The sequence below is a fragment of the Hwanghaeella sp. genome, assembly GCF_965227365.1.
In the GTDB taxonomy this organism is placed as follows: Bacteria; Pseudomonadota; Alphaproteobacteria; order UBA8366; family Aestuariispiraceae; genus Hwanghaeella.
The window spans coordinates 4,619,775-4,641,163 of record NZ_OZ245754.1 but is presented as its reverse complement, the minus strand read 5'-3'; the positions used below and the strand labels follow the sequence as shown (position 1 = coordinate 4,641,163).

The window sequence follows — 21,389 nt, the reverse complement described above, 5'->3', positions numbered from 1 at the left end:
CATCTCTGTTATCGGAACAGGGATGCCTTCGGCGATTGTTCCCACTCCGCCGGCGTCAGGCGATGGAATAGATGGGGCTTGCCCCGGTTGGGCTCGTAGGGCTGGGAATGGGTGAAGACCATGCCCAGGCGCTCCGCAACGCGGCGGGACGCGTGGTGATCCTCGGCCATATGCGCGATCAGTTCGGGCAGGCCGAGGGTGGAGAAGGCATGGTCGACGATGGCGCGCGCGGCTTCCGTCGCATAGCCCTTGCCATGGTGGTCCGCATGCAGGATCCAGCCGAGATCGGTGAAGGACCAGTCGCCGATGGCGCTGGGAAACAGGCCGCAATCGCCAATCAACTGCCCCGTATCACGCAATTCCACGGCAAAGCGGCCGAAACCATGCGTCCGATAGCTGTCGAGGACGTTATCGATCCAGCCGGCGCACCCCTCGCGGTCGAAGGGTTTCGGCCACATCTTCATGGTTTCTGGGTCGGAGAGAACGGCCAGCAGCGCGTCGACGTCCGACGGATCCTCCCGCCAGTCACGCAGGCGCAGGCGGTCGGTCAGGATTTCCGTTGCCATGACAGACCGCCTCCAACAGGCGTTGCGCGGGTTACGCCACGCTCGCTTCGTCCGCGGCGCGCTGGCGCTGGTGGCGCTTGCGCTCATGCGGGTCCAGGATCGCCTTGCGCAGGCGGATGACGTTCGGCGTCACTTCCACCAGTTCGTCTTCCTGGATATAGGCGATGGCGTCTTCTAGCGTCATTTTGCGGGGCGTCGTCAGTTTGACGGCCTCGTCCTTGCCCGACGCGCGGAAGTTGGTCAGCTGCTTGGACTTCAGCGGGTTCACTTCCAGGTCCTGACCCTTATTGTGCTCGCCGATGATCATGCCCGGATAGACGTCGTCGCCGGAGGTGATGAAGATCGGTCCGCGGTCTTCCAGGTTGAACAGCGCATAGGCAACGGCCTTGCCCTGTTCGCTGGAGATCATGACACCGGCCTGGCGCTGCGGGATCGGGCCCTTATAGGGCGCGTAACCGGTGAACAGACGCGAGAGGATGCCGGTGCCGCGGGTATCGGCCAGGAATTCGCTCTGATAGCCGATCAGGCCGCGGGACGGCATGGTGAAGGCAATGCGGGTCTTGCCGCCGCCGGACGGACGCATGTCGGTCATTTCCGCCTTGCGCTGACCCAGTTTCTCGACGACGACGCCGGAGAACTCCTCGTCGACATCGACCTGGACCTCTTCCATCGGCTCCAGCCGCTTGCCGTTTTCGTCCTGGGTGTACAGCACGCGGGGCGGGCCGATGGTCAGCTCGAAGCCTTCGCGGCGCATCTGTTCGATCAGAACGCCCAGCTGCAATTCGCCGCGGCCGGCGACTTCGAAGGCGTCCTTGTCGGCACTTTCGGTGATGCGGATCGCGACATTGCTTTCCGCTTCACGCTTCAACCGGTCGCCGATCATGCGGCCGGTCAGCTTATCACCGCCGTTGCGACCGGCCAGCGGGCCGTCGTTGACCGCAACCGTCATCGCCATAGTCGGCGGGCTGATCGGCCGACCTTCCAGCGGTTCGGTGACGGACAGCGCGCAGATCGTATCGGCCACGGTCGCCTTCTGCAGGCCAGCGATGGCGATGATATCGCCCGCTTCGGCCGTTTCGATCGGCTCGCGCTTCAGGCCCCGGAAGGCAAGCAGCTTGGTCAGGCGCACCTGTTCCAACAGTTTGCCCTGGGCGTTCAGCCCCTTCACGGTCTCGCCCATCTTCACTTTGCCGGAGAAGATCCGCCCGGTCAGGATGCGGCCCAGATAGGGGTCGGATTCCAGCGTCGTCGCCAGCATCCGGAAAGGCCCGTCCACATCCGCTTCCGGCGGCGCGACATGATCGACGATCCGCTCGAACAGCGGGGTCATGCTGGTGCGCTCGTCGTCCAGGCTCGCCGCGGCCCAGCCCTGCTTGGCCGAGGCATAGAGGATCGGGAATTCAAGCTGCTCATCGGTCGCGTCCAGCGCCACGAAAAGATCGAAGACCTGGTCGACGACCCAGTCCGGCCGCGCGTCCGGCTTGTCGACCTTGTTGACCACCAGGATCGGCTTCAAACCCAGCGACAGTGCCTTCATGGTGACAAATTTGGTCTGCGGCATCGGCCCTTCGGCCGCGTCCACCAACAGCACCACCCCATCGACCATGGAGAGGATGCGCTCAACCTCGCCGCCGAAATCGGCGTGTCCGGGGGTGTCGACGATGTTCAGCCGCACGCCCTGCCAGTCGACCGAGGTGCATTTCGCCAGAATGGTGATCCCGCGTTCCTTTTCCAGGTCGCCGGAATCCATCGCCCGTTCGTCGACCTGCTGATTCGAACGCACCGCGCCGGATTGTTTCAGAAGTTCGTCCACCATGGTCGTTTTGCCATGGTCGACATGGGCGATGATCGCCAGATTACGGAGTTCCATAGTCATGTTCCGGAGTTACGGGCCGGCAGCCGAAGTTCAGCCGCGCGCGGCACAATTGGCGCGGCTTGTACCCTGATCCTTGCTGCGCTGCAAGATGCGGTGGGATATAGACCCGGGTTATCCCTTGAAGAACGCCACGATCCATTTGGCGAGGGAGTCGCGCTGTAGGTCCTTTTGCAGGCTGTCCTTGGCATTGTCCGAAACCGCGTCGCCCATGCGCTCGCGGCGGATGTCGATCAGGTCGCTGGAGAAGTCCTTCGACATTTCCGGATGGCACTGCATGGTCATGACAGTGTCGCCGATGGTCATGATGCCGGCTTCGCAGAAGTCGCTGCCGCCATAGACCTTTGCACCCTGAGGCAGGTCGACCACCTGATCCTGGTGGGAGACGATGCAGCTGACCGTGTCGTCTTCGGTCACCATCCAGGGCGCGCGCTCGGCAATCGTGTAGGTATGGGCGCCGGCGCCCCAGCCCTTGTCGGTTTTCACCACCTTGCCGCCGAAAGCCTGGGCATAGAGCTGGTGGCCGAAGCAGATCCCGACCTGCTTGCGTCCCTGTTCCGCAGCCCGGCGGCTGAAATCCTCCAGCGGCGCGATCCAGTCATGGTCCTCATAAACGCCATGGGCGCTGCCGGTCATCAGCCAGGCGTCGCATTCCGCCGGGTCGGTCGGCAACTCGCCATCCAGCACCGCATAGGTGCGAAATTCCAGATCCGGATCCGCCCCGCGCAGCAATTCGCCGAACATGGTCGGGTAGTCCCCGTGCTTGTCCAGCAGGTCGCCGACCGGACGGCCGGTTTCAATGATGCCGATTTTCATTGTCTCTCTCCAAGAGCGGCGCCAGCCCTCTCCCCCGCCCAACCACCCATCGGCAGTATGATTGGGGTGGTTGGGCGGGGGAGAGGGCCGGAACCGGAAAATGACGCCCTACACCGCCAGTTTTTCGCGGATCAGGTCGCGGACATGCACTTCCGGACGGGCGCCGTAGTGGGTCACCACCTCGGCCGCCGCGATCGAAGCTATCCGGCCCGCGGTCGCCAGATCAAAACCCTGCGTGTAGCCGTAGAGGAAGCCCGCCGCATACTGGTCGCCGGCCCCTGTGGTGTCCTTCAAGTGGTCGCCGACCGGATCCGCGTCGATGACGTGAACTTCCTCGCCCGACAGCACGACCGATCCCTTCTCAGATCGTGTCAGGCAGGCGATTTCGCAATGGCCGCGCACTTTCTGCAGCGCTTCGTCGAAACTCTCGACCTGATAGAGCGAGGTTATTTCGCTTTCGTTGGCGAACAGGATGTCGACATGGTTCTCCACTAGGGCCAGGAAGGCTTCCCGGTGGCGGTCGACGCAGAACGGGTCGGAGAGCGAAAGAGAAACCTTGCCGCCGGCCGCATGGGCGATATCGGCTGCCTTGATGAAGGCTTTCTTGGCCGCTTCCGGATCGAACAGATAGCCTTCCAGGTAAAGAACCTTCGCGCCCTGGATGGTCTTTTCGTCTACATCGTCGGGGCCGAGGTCGACCGCGGCGCCCAGATAGGTCGCCATGGTGCGCTGCGCGTCCTTGCTCACCATCACGATGCAGCGGCCGGTCGACGGCCCGGATTTGGTGGGTTCGATCGGGCAATCGACGCCCATCGCCTTCATGTCGTGGATGAAGACCTTGCCCAGGCCGTCGTCATGCACCTTGCCGATATAGGCGCCCTTGCCGCCCAGCGCGGAAAACCCGGCCATGGTGTTACCGCAGGACCCGCCGGAAACCTCGACCCCTGCCGGGACCGCGTCGTAGAGCGCGTCGGACTGGCCGGAATCGACAAGGTTCATGCTGCCTTTCGGCAGGCCGTGCTCGTCCAGGAAGTTGTCCTCGATCGTCACCAGGACGTCCACGAGCGCGTTGCCGATACCGACGAGGTCATATTGAGAGGTCATGCAGGCAGGTCCTTGTCGTTGTTCCGTTTTTCCCGGTCCCGCTTCTAGAGCATAAGCCCGGCGCGGAAAAGGGCGCGTCGGAACGGTTGGGCCGGACGCGGCGACCGGTCAGCGGTCGCCGATGGCGTTGCTCCAGGGGTCCTTGAACCGGAACATCTCATCTTCCAATTCCCGGCCGAAGCGGGAATTGATCAAAGTGACGCGGGTGTCGAGGCCTTGCGCGTCGGTGATGTTCCATTGCTTCAGCTGCAGTGGGCGGTCCTCGAAGACCAGCTGCACCTTGCCGTTTTCCGGCGCATAGCGCTCGATGATATCGACCGTGACCAGCCCACTGCCGCGCGAGATGTCGGTCACCTTGTATTGATCCTTCAGCGAGATCTCTTCCTGAAGCAGGAAGGCCGCCGGCGTGGAGTCGAGCGGGATGTGGGAGACTTCCTCCAGCTCCTTGTCCACATAGATGAACCAGGTGCCGTCGGCGACCAGCAGCAGCGGCGAGGGCGGGTCGTATTCGAACCGCATCCGGCCGGGGCGCGACAGGAAGACCGTGCCTTCGGAAAAATTCCCGTTCGGATCGATCTGGACGAAGCGGGAATCCAGCGTCGTCAATTGATCGAGATAGGTCTCGATCCGGTTGATGTCGGCGATCTGCTCCGGACTGAATACCTGTGCCTGGGCGCGGCCCGCGAACAGCATCGCCGCCGCGGCAAGCGCCGCCAGGCTAATCCATGCTGCTGTGATCCCCCACCAGGACTTCCCGTTTACCGACATGGTTGGCTCTTCCGACAACGCCTTCTTTCTCCATCCGTTCGATGATCCGCGCGGCGCGGTTGTACCCGATCTGCAGGTGCCGCTGCACGAAGCTCGTCGACGCCTTTCCTTCCCGGGCGACCAGCGCCACCGCCTGATCATATAGGGCGTCTTCCGGGTTATCGCTTTCCCCGAATGAACCGGCCCCGCTCACATCCGTGTCAAAACCGCCGGACATGTCGTTTTCATCCGTGACGGCCTCGACATAATCCGGTTCGGCCTGGGACCGCAGGAAGTCGCAGACGGCCTCCACCTCGCTATCGTCGACGAAGGGCCCGTGCACACGTTTGATGCGTCCGCCGCCCGCCATGTACAGCATGTCCCCCCGGCCCAGCAACTGTTCCGCGCCCTGCTCGCCCAAGATGGTGCGGCTGTCGATCTTGGAGGTCACCATGAAGCTGATGCGGACCGGGAAGTTGGCCTTGATCGTGCCGGTGATGACATCGACCGACGGGCGCTGCGTCGCCATGATCAGGTGAATCCCCGCCGCGCGCGCCATCTGCGCCAGTCGCTGGATGGAGGCTTCGATTTCCTTGCCCGCGACCAGCATCAGGTCGGCCATCTCGTCGACCACGACGACGATATAGGGGAAGGGCGTCAGGTCCAGCGGCTCCTCCTCCATGATCGGGCGGCCGGTTTCCGGGTCGAACCCGGTCTGGACCTTGCGGGTCAGTTCCTCGCCCTTGCGGGCGGCCTCGGCGACACGCTTGTTGTAGCCCTCGATATTGCGGACGCCGAGCTTAGACATGGCGCGGTAGCGGTCTTCCATCTCCCGCACCGTCCATTTCAGGGCGACGACCGCCTTCTTCGGGTCGGTGACGACCGGGGCCAGCAGATGCGGAATATCGTCATAGACCGACAGTTCCAGCATCTTCGGATCGACCATGATGAACTTGCAGCGGTCGGGCGGCAGGCGGTAGAGCAGCGACAGGATCATCGCGTTCAAACCGACGGACTTGCCGGACCCGGTGGTGCCCGCGATCAGCAGATGCGGCATGGTGGCAAGGTCGGCGATTTCCGGCACCCCGCCGATATCCTTGCCCAGCACCATGGGCAGCTTCAGCTTGCTCTCCTCGAAGGTGCGGCTGGCCAGCACCTCGCGCAGGCCGACAAGTTCGCGATCGCCGTTGGGCATTTCGATACCGATGACGTTGCGGCCCGGCACGGTGGCGATACGGACGGAAATGGCGCTCATCGAGCGGGCGATATCGTCGGCCAGGCCGATGACCCGGCTGGTCTTGGTGCCCGGCGCGGGTTCCAGTTCGTACAGCGTGACGACGGGACCCGGACGGACCTTCACGATCTCGCCGCGGACGCCGAAATCCTCCAGCACGCTTTCCAGCATGCGGGCATTCTGTTCCAGCGCCTCCTGGTTTTCCTGCACCGTGCCGCTGTTGTCGCTTTCATCCAGCAGGTCCAGCGGCGGCAGGGCGTATTCGCCGTTACTGCGCGGCAGGTCCAGTGTGATCTGGCGTTCCTTTCGGGCGCGTTTGCTTTCGGGCGTCTTGTCGCCGCGTTCCACGACCCGGCCGGGTTTGACCGGATGTTTGACTTCCGGCGCCTGGCGCGGCGGGCCTTCCGGCTTCACCCGCGGCAACAGGGTCGGTTCCGCGCGCTCGCCCCAGCCGCGTTGCAGAACCGCGTCCTTGGCGGCCGCGACGGCGCCTTTCAGGGCGGCCGGATCGGCCGCGTTGCGCGCCATATGCGCGCCCTTCTTGACCTTGCGGAAGGCGATCACCCATTCCGCCAGGCTGAAACCCAGCACCACCACGGTCAGCGCGAGACCGATCAGGCCCAGGATGCCCGCCAGGGCGGATGAGGACAGCGGCAGTTTCAGGGGTTCGAGCCAGCCTATCACGGTGCCCAGAACCGTATCGCCGACGAAACCGCCCATCCCGATCTGGAACGGCCAGCTTTCGGCGGTCGGCAGGCCCGCCATGCCGGCGGCGCCCAGAAACACGGCCAGCACGGCCGACAGCAGTTTCAACGCCGGATGCGGCAACCGGTGTTCGGCGACGATGCGCCAACCCCAGGCCGCGGTGATCGGCACGATCAAGGCGCCGGCAAGGCCGACGAATTGCAGCACGGCGTCGGCGAAATAGGCGCCGAGGCCGCCCATCATGTTTTTCACCGGCTCGGCGGTCGCGACGCTCCAGGACCGATCGAGGGGATCGAAACTGACCAGCGCGGCCAGCACGGCCAGGGCCGTCAAAATCAGCATCAGGCCCGAGATTTCGACCAGCCGCTGTTTCAGCAGCGCCGCCATCCACTCCGGCAGCAGCGGCTGCCGCGCATCCGTCCGTGTGGCCATGGTCTAAGCCTCCTTCCTCACCGTCCGGTCGGTCACCGTCAGACCGTCCATCAACACCCGCCGAACCCGGCCCAACATGACCTTTACGGTTTCCGGGTCGTGCACCAGGGCAATCCGGATGAACCCGTCCCCTGGCGTATGTCCCTGCGCATCGGTGGGTCGGGACATCATCCGTCCCGGCAGGACTTTCACGCCGGCTTCCGCCCACAGACGTTTGGCCGCCTCTTCGCTGTCGCTGACCGGCAGCCACAGGAAGAAACCCGCCTCGGGCCGGTGATAGCCGGGCAGATCGCCCAGGATCTCGTCCGACAGGTCGAACAATCCGCTATACAGCGCGCGGTTGGTCGCGACGTGTTCCTCGTCCCGCCAAAGCGCCGCGCCGGCCGCCATCAAAGGTTCCGGCACCTGCGCCCCGCCATAACCGCGGATCATCACCAGTTTTTCGATCAGCGACGCCTGGCCCGCGACGAAGCCGCAGCGCAGACCGGGCGCGGAAGACCGTTTCGACAGCGAATTGAAGACCAGAAGATTGTCCAGCGCGCCGTCGCCCGCCTCGCCCAATACTTTCACGGCGTCGAATCCGCCGGCGGGCGGCGTATCACCGTTGAAGATCTCGGAATAACATTCGTCGACGGCCAGGATATAGCCGTGGCGTCGCGCCGCCTCCAGGTTGCGGACCAGGGTCTGCAGATCGGCGACCCCGCCGGTCGGGTTCGACGGCGTGCACAGATAGGCGATCGCCATACGGTCCAGAACTTCGGCGGGCAGCGACGGGTAGTCGGGCAGATAATTGGTCGACGCGTCGGCCGCCGGCACCGGCAGAGGCTCGGCCTCCCCCATCAGGGCGGCGCCGTAATAGACGTGATAGGCCGGGTTCGGCAGTCCCATCAGCGGCTTGCCGTCGACCTGCGGTCGTTTGATGGCGGCGGCCAGGATGCCTGCCTGGAACAGCGCTTCCCGCGTGCCACAGGCGGTGGTGACATGTTTGTCCGCGTCGACCGTGCCGGGCGCCAGGTCATAGCGCCGGGCGATCCAGTCGGCGACTGCCTGCCGATATTCCGGCGTGCCTTTCGGATCCGGGTATTTCGACCAGAGATGCGCGTTCTTGAAGACGATTTCCGACAGAAAGGCCGGTGGCGCGCCCTGCGGTTCCCCCACATGCGTCAGGATCGGGCTCTCCCCCGGCTCAATCCCTTTCAACAGGGCGGCAAGGCGGCGATAGGGATAGTCGTACAGCTTGTCGGCGGCGCTTTCGGCCATGGTCTTCTCTTCACATTCAAGTCAAAACAAATAAAACGAAATGAATACTCGAATTCGCCAAGCAAAGTAAGGGGTATGGATAGTTTTACTCTTTTACACATCTCTTCATCATTAGAAAACCGAGAGTAGTTGGAAAATCGAGAGCTCTTTCTCCAGCCATCACGATAGAATTCAGTGTAGACGCTGGCAGAAACACCCGGCTTAGTTACGAATCGGCTACACTCGCTGGCAAACTCCTGAAATGTCCTACGAGTGTTAACAGGGTGCGATTATGAAGAGAGTCGATCCGTATCAGTTTTATGAACTCGGTATTGCACTGCGTGCTCTCGGCTCGCTGGAGGGCGGACAATCTGTGGGCCAAATGTACTCGAAATTGTTTAACGCGCAGAACCGATTGAAAAGATTGCTGGATGACGAACCGTTGATAGAAGTTCGTCATTGTAGGCATGAGGCTCAAACACTACTCGATGCTATAGCATCGTTAGTTAGTGTTTATGTCACCGGCGAGGATGGCAAACTGGACGTTTCAAAATGGAACGAAGCAGTTCCTGAGTATGCACTCTATGGAGTCCATGGGGCGTTGGGGACTTTTGAGCACAATTTTGCCGCAGAGATGCGCGAAGCCGCCGTGTACGCGGCTTCTCAAGTGGGAATGTACAATACCGGTGATCTTGTGAGCCGGACTGAAATCCACATCCCAGACAATCTGCGAAAATTCGTAAATGACAAAGCGATCTTTGAAATACAATCGGCTGGCAGGTGTCTAGCTTTTGGACTGCCGACTGCTTGTGGGTATCACATTCTACGAGCCACCGAATGCGTCTTAGAAGATTACTATGGGATTGTATCAGGTGAGCCTGGGTCAAGTTTGTCGAGCTGGAACGAATACGCAAAGGCGCTAGACAAACTTTCGGAGGGGGATGACAAAGAAGCGCCGTCGAAAAGGGTTATTCGCTGTATACGTCAAATCAAAGACTTAGACCGGAACCCGATCATGCATCCCCGGGATGTTCTTGAAGAGGTGGATGCGCAGATTTTGTTTATGGTAGCTACCAGCGCTATTTCTGAAATGGCGAAATGCCTTCGCAATCATGAAGGGCAAACAGAACTACGTCTTGTTGCCCCAGAGCAAGAAAGCAACTGAGCGGCCAATTCTTCCCAATCGGACAAAGGTAAAAAAATCCCCGGAAGGTGGACCTTCCGGGGATAAGTCAGCGGGTGGGAAACGACGTCAGAGACGCCGTCTGTCCGACCGGGGTCATCAGACCCCGGCCGAAACTCTGTGGTTCCGCGGTTACATCCGCTGGGAACCGGCACCGAATTCGGGGTAGGCTTCCAACCCGAGTTCGGCTTTGTCCAAACCTTCGTACTCGTCTTCCTCATTGGCCCGGACACCGATCGTGAACTTCAGGATCGTCCAGATGATGAGGCTGGCAACGAAGGTGTATACGCCGATCGCGACAATACCCATGATCTGCGGACCGAAGCTGGCGTCGCTGTTGCTGAGCGGCACGGCCAGGGTGCCCCAGATACCGGCGAACAGGTGGACGGAAACCGCACCGACGACGTCGTCGATCTTCAGCTTGTCCAGCAGCGGCACCGCGAAGACCACGATCACACCGCCGATGGCGCCGATGATGATCGCCAGACCCGGCGACGGAGCCAACGGTTCGGCCGTGATCGAGACCAGGCCGGCCAGGGCGCCGTTCAGGGCCATGGTCAGGTCGATCTTCTTGTACATCACCTGCGTCAGGATGATCGCGGCAACCACACCGCCGGCGGCGGCCAGGTTGGTGTTGATGTAGATGCTGGAGATGTCGCGGATATCCGCAGCCGTACCCATGGCCAGCTGCGAGCCGCCGTTGAAGCCGAACCAGCCCATCCACAGGATGAACGTGCCCAGCGTGGCGAGCGGAAGGTTCGCGCCCGGGATCGGGTTGACCTTGCCGTCGACGAACTTGCCTTTACGGGCGCCGATCACGATGGCCCCGGCCAAGGCGGCCCAACCGCCGACCGAGTGGACGATGCTGGAACCGGCGAAATCGGAGAAGCCCGCTTCGCTGAGCCAGCCGCCGCCCCAGGACCACGCGCCCTGGATCGGGTAGATCACGCCGGTCAGGACGACCGTGAAGATCAGGAACGGCCACAGTTTGACGCGTTCCGCAACAGTACCGGAAACGATCGAGGCGGTCGCCGCGACGAAGACCATCTGGAAGAACCAGTCGGACCCGGCCGCATAACCGGCTTCCTCACCGACGAAACCGTCCGCGGTGATGCTCGGATCGGCAGCCGACCAGATCGAGATCGATCCGATGAAACCGCTGACGTCCATGTACATCAGGTTGTAGCCGATCAGGTAGTACAGGATGCCGGCAACCGAATAGATGGCAATGTTCTTCAGACATTGCATCGAGGTGTTCTTGGTGCGGACCAGGCCCGCTTCCAGCATCGCGAAACCGGCCGCCATCCACATGACCAGGAAGCCATGCATCAGGAAGGACAGCGTATTGAAGATGAAGGCGGTTTCCACATCCGTGGCCGCCCATGCCGGGGCTGCAATGGCGGCAACGCCGAGGCCCGCCAAGGCCGCGCCGCCAAACCGCGCCGCGCGGCTGAAGCGATGGTTCTTGAAATTCATAGTCGATACTCCCTTACAGCGCTTCGTCGCCAGATTCGCCGGTGCGGATGCGCACGGCGTTCTGGAGATCCAGCACAAAAATCTTTCCATCGCCGATCCGACCTGTGCTGCCGGCTTTCTGGATCGCTTCGACAACCGCGTCGGCCTGACCGTCGGCGACGACGACCTCAACCTTCACTTTCGGCAGAAAACTCACCGAGTATTCCGCGCCACGATAGATTTCGGTTTGGCCTTTCTGACGGCCGAACCCCTTCACCTCCGATATCGTCAAACCCTGCACGCCCAAGCTTGTGAGGGCCTCTCTGACCTCGTCGAGCTTGAAGGGTTTGATGATCGCCATTACGAGCTTCATTCGTAGGCTCCCTTCCACTTGTTAAACGTTCGGCCACTCTTGTGCGCCGCACCATGAACCCCTGGTAAATCAAAATGCGTGCCGGAATCGACGAATCAGAGAAATTATTGAAAATCAGTGGGATAGAGCCTATTTGTGGAAGACGGACCGAGATGAGCAAAAATCTGAAGCGCTTATTATTTAATCACGAACCTTTGATTGATTAAAAAATAGGCAGAACTCGACAGATGGTTTTGATGAGATTCGGGGCAGAATGAGATGACGGAACGGGTGGATGTCGGCATCGTCGGCGGCGGCATGGTGGGGGCGGGTCTGGCCTGCGCCCTGGCCACTGCGGGCCTGCGCGTCGCATTGATCGACCGCGAGACGCAGGACAGCCAGACCGTGCCGGCCTATGACGGGCGCGCCTCGGCGATCGCCTATGGCTCGGCGCAGGTGCTGAAGGGCATCGGCGTCTGGAAATTCCTGCAGGACGAGGCCTCCCCGATCTGGGACATTCGCGTCGTCGACGGCCATGTGCTGGACGGCATTTCGCCGCTCTTCCTGCACTACGACCACACGGATATCGGCGAGGACCCTTTCGGTTATATCGTCGAGAACCGCGCCACCCGTATCGCGCTCCACAAACGCTGCCAGGAATTGCCGACGCTGACCCTGCATGCGCCCGCGACGGTCAATGCGGTGCGGCCGGGCCCGGGCTTCTCGACGATCGAGATTGAAGGCGGTGGCGAAATCCGGGCTTCCGTGGTGATCGCCGCGGACGGCAAGTTCTCGACCCTCCGGGACTGGATGGGCATCAAGACAACTGGTTGGCGCTATGATCAGACTTCCATCGTCTGCACGGTGAAACATGCCCTGCCGCATAACGGGGTGGCGGTGGAGCTGTTCCTGCCCAGCGGTCCCTTCGCGATGCTGCCTATGACCGGCGACCGGTCCAACGTCGTCTGGTCGGAACGTTCGGATCTGGCACGCGACTATGCGGCGCTCGACGACGCCGCCTTCCTGGCAGAGTTGAAGACCAGGTTCGGCGATTGGCTGGGCGATATCGAACTGGCCGGTCCCCGTTTCGCCTATCCGCTGGCCCTGCAGCATGCGGAAACCTATATCGGCGACCGCTTCGCGATGGTGGGCGACGCGGCGCATGCGATCCATCCGATCGCCGGACAGGGCCTCAATATGGGCCTGCGCGATATCGCCGCCCTGGCCGAAGTGCTGGTCGACGCCAAACGGCTCGGCCTCGACCTCGGCGCGGCCAGCGTGTTGCGCCGGTACGAGGAATGGCGGCGTTTCGACAATGTGCTGCTGGCGGCGGTGACCGACGGATTGACGCGGCTGTTTTCCAACGACCTGCCGCCGCTGCGCTTGGCGCGTGATCTCGGCCTGGCGGTCGTGAACAAGGTGCCGCCGGCCAAGAAGTTCCTGATGCGGCATGCCATGGGCGTGGTCGGCGAATTGCCGCGCCTGATCCGCGGCGAAGCGCTATAAGGGTGCTGAAACAAGCCAGGGGCGGTCGCCCCTTACGTAGGAAAGAAGGGTACGGGAATGGATATCGGTGTTCCCTATAAGGTATTGGGGCCGGTTGATGTGAAGGAACTGGCGGCTTTCGTCGACGCGCTGCCGGACGAGGATTGGGAGCGCAACCGCTTCCGCCAGGACCTGCTGGCCAGCAAGGTTCACAACGAATTCACCCGCGCCATTCCGCTGATCCATAATTTCGTCCCCTATCAGATGCCCTGGAAACGGCGCAGCATGAAGGAACTCTTCCTGGAATGGTGCAAGCAGGAGAATATCGATCCCGAGCCCCTGATGCCGGAAGTGATCGACGAGAACGATCAGGGCGAGGTCAGCGCCTTTCCGCAATGGAAACAGTTCGAGGCACTGGTCGGACCCGTCGTGGACAAGGCGATCTCCTACATCAAGACGCCCAAGGGTGTGCTGACCCGTGTCGCCATCGTGGAAATGGCGCCGGGCGGAAGGGTCGCCCCGCATATCGACGGCCAGCCCATGGCGGCGCGTGCCCACCGGCTCCACATCCCGCTCGTCTCGCCGCCCGGCGTCGAATACAAGATCGACGGCAAGAAGCTGAAGATGCAGGTCGGCAAGGTCTATGACTTCAACAACCGCAAGAACCACGCGGTGAAGAACAAGTCGAAGCGCCGCCGAATCAATATCCTGATCGACTACCTGCCGGATCCCGGCCCCGCCATCCACCACGCCCTGCCGCCGACCTGAAACCGGGTGCGGCTCAGTAAAGCCTGACCCGGCCCGGTCCGCTCTACCGTCGCGCCAGATAGACCGTCTGTGTGAAGGGTTTGTCCTGCAGCGGGTTGTGGAAGGTGACGGGCTCGGCCCAGGCTTCCGAGAAGACGCTTCCAAGCAGCGCGGTGAAACCTTCATCCTCCAGCGCGTCGGACCACAGGCCCATAACACCGCCGGGCTTCAGTTTGCCGGACAGCGCCGTCAGTCCCGCTTCCGTATAGAAATCGCTGCTGCCTTCGTTTAGCCGCCAGTCGGGCGTATGGTCGATATCGATCAGGATCGCGTCGTGCCGTTTGCCGGGGTCTTCGTCGTCGAAGCCTTCTTCCAATGCGGCGCGGGCGAAAAAATCGGCGCGCAGGAAATGGCAGCGGCGGTCATCGGAGAGCGCGGTCCCCATCGGCAGCAAACCTTCCAGATGCCAATCGACGACCGGGTCCAACAGTTCCACGACGGTCAGCCGGCCGACCGCGTCCTGCTTCAAGGCCGCCTCCGCCGTATAGCCCAGCCCCAGGCCGCCCACGACGACATCCAGCGATGATTTGTCCGCCTTGTCTGCGCCGACGGCGGCCAGGCCGAGATCGGCCAACGCGATTTCCGACGCGGTGAACAGGCTGGACATCAGATGTTCCTCGCCCAGCAGGATCTCGTAGACGTCCTGGTCGAGCGACAGGATCCGCCGCCGCCGAAGGCTCAACGACCCGATCGGCGTCTCGCGATAGTCCAGTTCTTTGAATAGGAAGCTCACGGGGCAGGTATTCTCATGGGTCGCGGCTGAGCCCCTGGGCGCTCAAGGCGGCCAGATAATTCGCCCAGCGCGTCTCATGGTCCTTACCGAGTTCATAGAGATAGGCCCAAGAGAAAATGCCGCTGTCATGCAGGTCGTCGAAGACGATCCGCACCGCGTAATTACCGACCGTCTCCAGGTTCATGATGCCGACATGTCGGCGGCCGGGAACCGTCTTCTTCTGTGAGGGGGAATGGCCTTGCACTTCAGCGGACGGACTTTCTACCCGCAGATATTCGGCCGGGTATTTGAAACTCTCGCCATTGTCGAAGGAGACCTCCAGGATCTTCTCCGCCTTGTGCAATTTGATCTCGGTCGGCCAGACCTTGGTCGAGAACCGGTTCGGATCGTCCCGTTCCACGCTGCTTCCGTTCATCATCGCTTCCCTTGAATAGTCCGCTTGCGTCAGTCGTTATCGATCTGACGTGCTTCGTAGGGCAGCATGATCGGAATACCGTCGCGGATCGGATAGGCGAGTTTCGCCTGGTCGCTGATCAATTCCTGCGCCGCGCGGTCATAGCGCAAGGGCCCGTGGGTCAGCGGGCAAACCAGAAATTCCAACAGTTTCGGGTCGACCTGCCGGCTTGCATCCTTGGGCGCTTCTTTGTTCTCGCTCATCCTATACTCTCTTCACCGTCCGGGCGCGGGTTTGGCAGATTATTGCCGCCTGGAATCTTCGTGGGTCGTTTCCAATACCGCCATCTCGACCAGCGAGGTCAGCACGTCAAGCCTGTCTTTCAGCGATGCCGCTTCCAACAGGGCCTGTTTCTCGAGCGGTTCGAAGGGACAGATCATCGACAGGGAATTGATCAGACGCTCCGACGGGGTGTCGTGGATGGCATCCCAGTTGGCCTGGATTTCCTGCGCCTCGAAATAGGGTTTCAGGGAAGTGAAAAGCCGTTCCTTGTCAATCGGCGCGGCTTCGTTCGGCTCGACCAAATCGGCCAGATAGTCCGACCAGTCGGCCTGGACGCGGCGGTATCCGTCCCGCATCGGCATTTCCTCGGCGATCTTGAACCGGGCGATGCCGCGCAGATTGATCAGGAACCGGCCGTCGTCGGTTTCCTCGAACTGGGTGATCCGCCCGGCGCAGCCGACCGGGAAGACCGGCGGCTGTTCCCGGTCGAAATCGGGGTCCAGTACGTCCTCTTCCTCGTCCTCGCGGCCTTGAACGAAGTCGCGGGGAATGCGCGGCTGGATCATACCGATCATCCGCCCTTCGCCGAGCGCATCGGTGATCATGTTCAAGTACCGTGGCTCGAAGATGTTCAGCGGCAATTGCGCCCGCGGCAGCAGCAGAACACCCGTCAGCGGAAAGATCGGAAGATCGTCCGGCAGATCTTCGGCGGTCGGATCAAAAACACTCATAGCGCACCCTATACCGGATCAAAGATGAACGCGAGGGCGGGTCCGATGTCATCGCGCCGCATGCTCGCGGCCCGCCTTCCGCGATCAGGAAAACAGCAGGGAGGAAAGGCGGCGGCGACCGGCAACGGTCACCGAGTCGGTCGGTCCCTGCGCCTCGAAAATCTTCAACAGCTGCAGCCGGGCCGCGTCTTCGTTCCAGTTGCGGTTGGTTTCCATGATCGTCAACAGCAGGTCGATCGCCTCTTCCGCGCGGCCGACGGCGGCCAGGGCGACGGCCAGATCGTATCGGGCCTGCATGTCGTTCGGATGCAGCGCAGCCTTTTCTTCCAGGCTGGCCAATTCACGGTTGGCTTCGTCCGCCTTCTCGGCCAGTTCCAGCGCGGCGTTCACGGATGCCATTTCATTGGCGTCCCGCTGTTCCGGCGGCAATTGCTCCAGGAACTGCTTCAGCATGTCGAGCCGGTTGAGCTTCACCAGGGCATTCGCGAAACCGGCGATCGCCTTGATGTTGGTCGCGTCGTGCTGGATCAGCTGCTGATAGATAGCGCCCGCGGTTTCGAAATCGCCTTGTTCGGCGGCTTCCTCAGCCTGTTCGAAGGCTTGTTCAACCGGGTTTTCACCCTGCTGACCGCCGGCCTGACGGACGATGCGGTCGACGAAGCTCTTGATCTGGCTTTCCGGCACCGCGCCGGCAAAGCCGTCTACCGGCCGTCCGCCGACAAAGGCAAAGACCGCCGGGATCGACTGGACGCGCATCTGCTGGGCGATTTCCGGGTTCTGGTCGATATCGATCTTGACCATCTTAACCGCCCCGGCGGCGGCATTCACCACCCGCTCCAGGGCCGGACCCAAGGTTTTGCACGGGCCGCACCACGGGGCCCAGAAATCGACGATCACGGGCGTCTCCATGCTCGCCTCGATGACGTCGGCCATGAAGCCGTTCGTGTCGCTGTCCTTGATCAGGTCGCCACCCTTGGCGACGTTCGACAAATCGATGTCCATGGTTCCGCTGAACCCCCGCTTCTAGTATCGGCGCCCCGTTGCGACGCGCCTGTCATATCATTTGCGCCCTATTTGGCTGTTTCCGACGCCGAGGACAAGGGTGGACGCGCGAAAGAAAATGCTGACGGGCCCCTAGGCGTCCGGTTGGGGCAGGTTCGCGAAGTCCAGGATCAGCGGCGGGTGGCCTTCGGCGTCCAGCAGCTTCAGCAGATCCTGCGGGTCGATCTGGGTTGTCCGGTCGTTGCGCAGCGGATGCACGTTCGCCGGTGGGGTGTCCAGGATGCCCTTGTCCAGCACGACGCTGACGCGGCCTTCCCGGTCGTTGACGATGCCCAGCGGCGTCACCGCGCCGGGAATGACGCCGAGACATTCCATCAGCAGTTCCGGCGAACCGAAGCTGAGATTGCCCTTCGCGCCAAGAACGCCGCGCAGCTGCTTCAGGTCTACGTCGCGTTCCTCAAGGACCGTCACCAGCCAGATATTCTTCTTCTTGTCGCGCAGGAAGAGGTTCTTGATATGGGAACCGTCCAGTTCCCCGCGCAGATTCTTGGCGTCGTTCACGGTATAGGCCGGCTCGTGTTCGACCGTGTGATGCGCGATGCCCATCGCATCCAGTTTCGCGAACAAATCCAAATCGGTCATGGGGTGTGTGTCTGAAACGTCGGACATATGTCGCAGGCCTCTTAGGGGAACTCTATCGGGAAAACGGAACGGCCGGACGTGCCGGAAGGGCCGTGGTAACGCAGGATTTCCGCGGGTTCAACGCCGCATCGAAAAGGGTTTCGATGACCTGCAATTATTTTTTGTCTGAGTGCTTGCAAAGCGCCGATCCATGGGTAATATGCGCGCCGCTCCGCACGGAGCCGCGGCCGGCTACCCACCGGCGGCGAAACGGCTGACGGAAATGGGTCAATCCCAGGACGCAAGCCGATCGAAAACTGGATAATGCGGGCGTAGCTCAGGGGTAGAGCGCAACCTTGCCAAGGTTGATGTCGTGAGTTCGAATCTCATCGCCCGCTCCAGTTTCCCTTCCCGGACTACAACGATCGAAAATTGAGAGCCGGCCGGATCAGGCCGAGAGTTCGACGCGATTCCGCCCCAGTTGCTTGGCGCCGTAGAGGGCCTGGTCGGCCCGGTGGATGATCGCGTCCGCGGATTCGCCTTTTCTGTATTCGGCGATCCCGAAGCTGGCCGTTTTGGTGCCGACGACGGGGAAGTCCGTCTTTTCAATCGCCTTGCGGATCTTTTCGGCGACCTCCGCGCACCCGGCCTCGGCGGTTTCCGGGCAGATGACAATGAATTCCTCACCGCCCCAGCGGCCGCAAATATCGACCGACCGAATCGTCTTGGTGACGGTTTCCGCCAGTTTGATCAGCACTTCGTCGCCGACCAGATGGCCGTGGGTGTCGTTGACCGATTTGAAATGGTCCACGTCGAACATGATCACCGACAAGGGGTGGTCGTATCGCTTCGCACGGTCCAGTTCGTCGGCGATAACCTGGTCCAGCTTCTGGCGATTGTTCAAGCCGGTCAGCCGGTCCGTGATCGACAGTTTTTCGGCCCTCTGCCGCTCCACTTCCAGGGTTTCCGCCATGGCGGCGAGATCCGACGCCTGTTCCTCCAGACGGCTCTTGGTGGCAGTCAGTTCGGAGACTGTCACCTCGAGCTCTTCATTGGATTCCTGCAGCCGAATGGCCGTTTCCTTGAAGACGCCGATCGCCCTTGCCATATGGCCGACTTCGTTTTGCGCGTCGATGCCAGGGATCTCGACCGACAGGTCCCCGGCGGCCAGGTCGGACATGACCGTTTCGATCCGCTTCAGCGGCCGTATAACCATGAAATAGGTCAGCACCCCCGTCGCCAACAGCAGGAACAGAATAACCAATCTGGTCGACCAGTCGCGCAGAACAGCCAGCTGCGCGGCGAAGTTGAATTGCTCTTCGACTTCCTTGAATTCCCGCACGATGGAAAGCGCTATCTCCCGATCCAGAACGGCAAGGCCGCGGGTTGCGGGATAGTCGTCGACGACGACCGCCTTATCGATTTCTTCCGTGGTCGCGCCGTTCTCGACCATCTTCTCGGCGTCTTCCAGGTTCACGCCGTATTTGGTCAGGACGGCCTCGATATCCTGAATGGCCAGGTTCTCGGCATGCGACGTCGGAAATGCCTGCCATTCGCGCAGAACTCGCCGGGCGACCGACAATCCCTGCTTTGCCCTGTTGGAGAACTGTTGGTCGCCGCGCAGGATGAAATTCTTGTAGTTGTGGATGAAACCGCCATAGCCGATGGCGCGCCGCAATTGGATGGCCAGCCTCGGTTTGCCGATTACGTCGCCGGAGCCGATTTCGCGTTCGATGACCCGGTCGAGCGTTTCGATCGCGCGGAAGGCGAATTCGTCGTCGACATCCACGGCATCGTCCAATTCCGCGGAATCGGTCACGTGGTCGCCCTCTTGGACCATGGATTCGATCCGCACCAGGGCCTGTTGGTATTCGGCCAGCGTGTTGCCCAAGTCGTGCAGCGCGATCAGCTCTTCCTGTTCGGTCTGAACCGCGAGGTACTGGGCGATGACGGCGCGGACAGCACCCAGGTCGTTATGCGCCGCGTTGGCGTATGCCGGCCGTTTCCGGAGGATGAAGTTCTTGTAGTTATGGATGAAGCCGCCATAGCCGACATTCGCCAGCAGCGAGGTGTAGAGCCGCGCCTTTTCAGACCGCTGTGTCTCGAAGTTCAGCCATTTTTCCTGGATGCCCTCGCGCTGGTTGGCGCTGATCCGAGTCTCAAGTTCCAGCAGCAGACCGCAAAGGATCAGCAGTCCGACAAGGACCGCCAAGGCGTGCTTGATGGATATGCGCTTCAGCAATGTAACCGTCCGATAAGGGGAAGAAATCGGAAATCTGCGGACACTAATATGACGGGTTGCTTAACATTGTATTAACCCGCTCAACTCCTGTTGGTGACAGACCCGGGACGGGCCGCGAAAGGCTGGAGGCAGGGTCGTCCACCAGTCTCGGCTCAGTGATGGTATTATCGTATTTACGATTCTCATCGGCAAGCCCAAGGAAAATCATCCCCATAGCGTCAATCCAGGCGGCAATCAGGGCGAGCCCGCGTGCGTATCCATGATCAGGACGGCACCCTCGTCTACGACGGGGAACAGAGCTATCCGGTGAGGTTGTGACCGACCGGAACGGCGGTGCTATCCGTTCCCGAAACCGTCCAGGAAATGTTCCAGGTTCAGGCCCAGTTCGTCGCAGAGATAACCGCCTTCCTGAACCAGCACGGTCGGCAGGGCGAGCTTGGCGAGCCGCGCGCCGATCTGGCCGAAGCCCTCCGTCGAGATGCTGAGCCCGCCGAAAGGATCGCCTTCATAGCCGTCGAGGCCGAGAGCGACGACGATCGCCTCCGGCGCAAAGGCCTCCACCCGCTGAATCGCGGCGTCCAGTACCGGCATGTATTCGGCATCCGCCGTGCCGCGCGGGATCGGCAGGTTCAGGTTGAAGCCCAGACCCGGCCCTTCGCCGCGTTCGTCCGCATGGCCCCAGAAGAAGGGATAGAAGCGCACCGGGTCGGCGTGGATCGAGACGGTCAGCACATCGTTCCGGTCATAAAACAAACCCTGCGTACCGTTGCCGTGATGCAGGTCGACATCAATGATGGCAACCCGCTCGGCCCCGCTGGCCAGCAATTCGGCCGCGGCGACGCCCGAATTGTTCACGAAGCAGAAGCCGCCTGCCAGATCCTTCAGCGCATGGTGGCCCGGTGGCCGGCAGAGCGCATAGGCCCAACTCTTGGTGTCCGACGAGGCGTCGTCGGCCACCGCCACGGCAGCCGAAACGGCACTATTGGCGCTCCACAGAATCGACTCCCAGCTATGCGGGCCGATTGGGCAGGCGGTATCGGCCTGGTGATAGCCGGCCTGACCGACGGCGGAGGCCGGATAGGCGCAGTCCCGCCGGTCCGGATGAATATTGGGGATGACTTCCGGCGACGCCCCGTCGATGCGCTGCCAGCGCGGATAGATGGTCGACAGAAACTGGATGTATTCCGGCGTGTGGACCCGCGCGATGGGGCCGATGCCGAAATCCTCCGGTGCTTCCAGGCCCAGCCCCGCCTTACGCGCGCTGGCCAGCAGGCGCGTCGCGCGTTCCGGCTTTTCGGGGCTCGGCTTCGCGGCGCCGCTGACCAGGAACATCTGGGGGTCGTGGCGCTCCTGGATGTCGGAATAGAAGACTTTCATGAGGGACCT

General features: G+C 61.8%; 20 protein-coding genes and 1 tRNA gene. 4 read left to right on the top strand and 17 right to left on the bottom strand.

Annotated elements, in window-relative coordinates:
• Window positions 1-8: 8 nt before the first annotated feature.
• The 7 genes from ACQK2G_RS21195 to ACQK2G_RS21165 all read right to left on the bottom strand — a co-directional run bounded on the left by ACQK2G_RS21195 (window position 9) and on the right by ACQK2G_RS21165 (window position 8,737).
• On the bottom strand, window positions 9-566 hold the full coding sequence (locus ACQK2G_RS21195) for a GNAT family N-acetyltransferase (RefSeq protein WP_425407029.1): 558 nt from the start codon (window positions 564-566) through the stop codon (window positions 9-11).
• 31 nt (window positions 567-597) lie between these two features.
• On the bottom strand, window positions 598-2,436 hold the full coding sequence (typA, locus tag ACQK2G_RS21190; RefSeq protein ID WP_425407028.1) for a translational GTPase TypA: 1,839 nt from the start codon (window positions 2,434-2,436) through the stop codon (window positions 598-600).
• 117 nt (window positions 2,437-2,553) lie between these two features.
• Window positions 2,554-3,255 carry a glutamine amidotransferase-related protein gene (locus tag ACQK2G_RS21185; RefSeq protein ID WP_425407027.1) on the bottom strand — a complete coding sequence of 234 codons (702 nt, stop codon included), beginning with the start codon at window positions 3,253-3,255 and terminating at the stop codon, window positions 2,554-2,556.
• Window positions 3,256-3,363: 108 nt separating this feature from the next.
• Entirely contained in the window at window positions 3,364-4,359 is a 996-nt protein-coding gene (locus ACQK2G_RS21180; RefSeq protein WP_425407026.1) for an adenosine kinase, read from the bottom strand.
• Between the two features lie 108 nt (window positions 4,360-4,467).
• Window positions 4,468-5,127, bottom strand: a complete 660-nt coding sequence (locus ACQK2G_RS21175) for a LolA family protein (RefSeq protein WP_425407025.1) — start codon at window positions 5,125-5,127, stop codon at window positions 4,468-4,470.
• The gene (locus ACQK2G_RS21170) at window positions 5,078-7,477 is read right to left on the bottom strand and encodes a DNA translocase FtsK (RefSeq protein WP_425407024.1); all 2,400 of its coding nucleotides are present in this window, start codon (window positions 7,475-7,477) and stop codon (window positions 5,078-5,080) included. Before ACQK2G_RS21170 ends, ACQK2G_RS21175 begins: the two co-directional genes overlap by 50 nt.
• Window positions 7,478-7,480: 3 nt before the next feature.
• Complete coding sequence (locus tag ACQK2G_RS21165) at window positions 7,481-8,737, bottom strand: aminotransferase class I/II-fold pyridoxal phosphate-dependent enzyme (protein WP_425407023.1); 1,257 nt, start codon at window positions 8,735-8,737, stop codon at window positions 7,481-7,483.
• Window positions 8,738-9,008: 271 nt separating this feature from the next.
• On the opposite strand from ACQK2G_RS21165, the gene ACQK2G_RS21160 reads away from it, so the two are divergent.
• Window positions 9,009-9,881 (top strand): hypothetical protein, encoded by an 873-nt coding sequence (locus ACQK2G_RS21160; protein WP_425407022.1) that lies wholly within the window; start codon window positions 9,009-9,011, stop codon window positions 9,879-9,881.
• 150 nt (window positions 9,882-10,031) lie between these two features.
• Here the strand turns inward: ACQK2G_RS21160 and ACQK2G_RS21155 are convergent, their stop codons facing one another.
• Both ACQK2G_RS21155 and ACQK2G_RS21150 read right to left on the bottom strand, forming a co-directional pair.
• Window positions 10,032-11,375, bottom strand: a complete 1,344-nt coding sequence (locus ACQK2G_RS21155) for an ammonium transporter (protein ID WP_425407021.1) — start codon at window positions 11,373-11,375, stop codon at window positions 10,032-10,034.
• A gap of 13 nt (window positions 11,376-11,388) precedes the next feature.
• Window positions 11,389-11,727: a P-II family nitrogen regulator gene (locus tag ACQK2G_RS21150; RefSeq protein WP_425407020.1), complete on the bottom strand. Its 339-nt coding sequence runs from the start codon at window positions 11,725-11,727 to the stop codon at window positions 11,389-11,391.
• Between the two features lie 258 nt (window positions 11,728-11,985).
• Between ACQK2G_RS21150 and ACQK2G_RS21145 the strand changes: the two genes are divergently transcribed.
• Window positions 11,986-13,212 (top strand): UbiH/UbiF/VisC/COQ6 family ubiquinone biosynthesis hydroxylase, encoded by a 1,227-nt coding sequence (locus ACQK2G_RS21145; RefSeq protein ID WP_425407019.1) that lies wholly within the window; start codon window positions 11,986-11,988, stop codon window positions 13,210-13,212.
• A gap of 57 nt (window positions 13,213-13,269) precedes the next feature.
• Complete coding sequence (locus ACQK2G_RS21140) at window positions 13,270-13,959, top strand: aspartyl/asparaginyl beta-hydroxylase domain-containing protein (RefSeq protein WP_425407018.1); 690 nt, start codon at window positions 13,270-13,272, stop codon at window positions 13,957-13,959.
• 43 nt (window positions 13,960-14,002) lie between these two features.
• Here the strand turns inward: ACQK2G_RS21140 and ACQK2G_RS21135 are convergent, their stop codons facing one another.
• The 6 genes from ACQK2G_RS21135 to ACQK2G_RS21110 form a co-directional block, all read right to left on the bottom strand.
• Window positions 14,003-14,731, bottom strand: a complete 729-nt coding sequence (locus ACQK2G_RS21135) for a spermidine synthase (protein WP_425407017.1) — start codon at window positions 14,729-14,731, stop codon at window positions 14,003-14,005.
• A 13-nt stretch (window positions 14,732-14,744) separates the two neighbouring features.
• On the bottom strand, window positions 14,745-15,146 hold the full coding sequence (locus tag ACQK2G_RS21130; protein ID WP_425407016.1) for a gamma-butyrobetaine hydroxylase-like domain-containing protein: 402 nt from the start codon (window positions 15,144-15,146) through the stop codon (window positions 14,745-14,747).
• A gap of 29 nt (window positions 15,147-15,175) precedes the next feature.
• On the bottom strand, window positions 15,176-15,388 hold the full coding sequence (locus ACQK2G_RS21125; RefSeq protein WP_425407015.1) for a Trm112 family protein: 213 nt from the start codon (window positions 15,386-15,388) through the stop codon (window positions 15,176-15,178).
• Between the two features lie 39 nt (window positions 15,389-15,427).
• Window positions 15,428-16,138: an LON peptidase substrate-binding domain-containing protein gene (locus ACQK2G_RS21120; protein WP_425407014.1), complete on the bottom strand. Its 711-nt coding sequence runs from the start codon at window positions 16,136-16,138 to the stop codon at window positions 15,428-15,430.
• Between the two features lie 84 nt (window positions 16,139-16,222).
• A complete protein-coding gene (locus tag ACQK2G_RS21115; protein WP_425407013.1) occupies window positions 16,223-17,140 on the bottom strand; it encodes a tetratricopeptide repeat protein in 918 nt (305 codons plus the stop codon).
• Between the two features lie 132 nt (window positions 17,141-17,272).
• The gene (locus ACQK2G_RS21110) at window positions 17,273-17,782 is read right to left on the bottom strand and encodes a prolyl-tRNA synthetase associated domain-containing protein (RefSeq protein WP_425407012.1); all 510 of its coding nucleotides are present in this window, start codon (window positions 17,780-17,782) and stop codon (window positions 17,273-17,275) included.
• Window positions 17,783-18,087: 305 nt separating this feature from the next.
• On the opposite strand from ACQK2G_RS21110, the gene ACQK2G_RS21105 reads away from it, so the two are divergent.
• Window positions 18,088-18,162: transfer RNA gene (locus ACQK2G_RS21105), tRNA-Gly, on the top strand.
• A gap of 47 nt (window positions 18,163-18,209) precedes the next feature.
• Here ACQK2G_RS21105 and ACQK2G_RS21100 read toward each other — a convergent pair.
• Together ACQK2G_RS21100 and ACQK2G_RS21095 are read right to left on the bottom strand one after the other, a co-directional pair.
• Entirely contained in the window at window positions 18,210-20,003 is a 1,794-nt protein-coding gene (locus ACQK2G_RS21100) for a GGDEF domain-containing protein (RefSeq protein WP_425407011.1), read from the bottom strand.
• 336 nt (window positions 20,004-20,339) lie between these two features.
• On the bottom strand, window positions 20,340-21,380 hold the full coding sequence (locus ACQK2G_RS21095) for a histone deacetylase family protein (RefSeq protein WP_425407010.1): 1,041 nt from the start codon (window positions 21,378-21,380) through the stop codon (window positions 20,340-20,342).
• Window positions 21,381-21,389 lie beyond the last annotated feature (9 nt).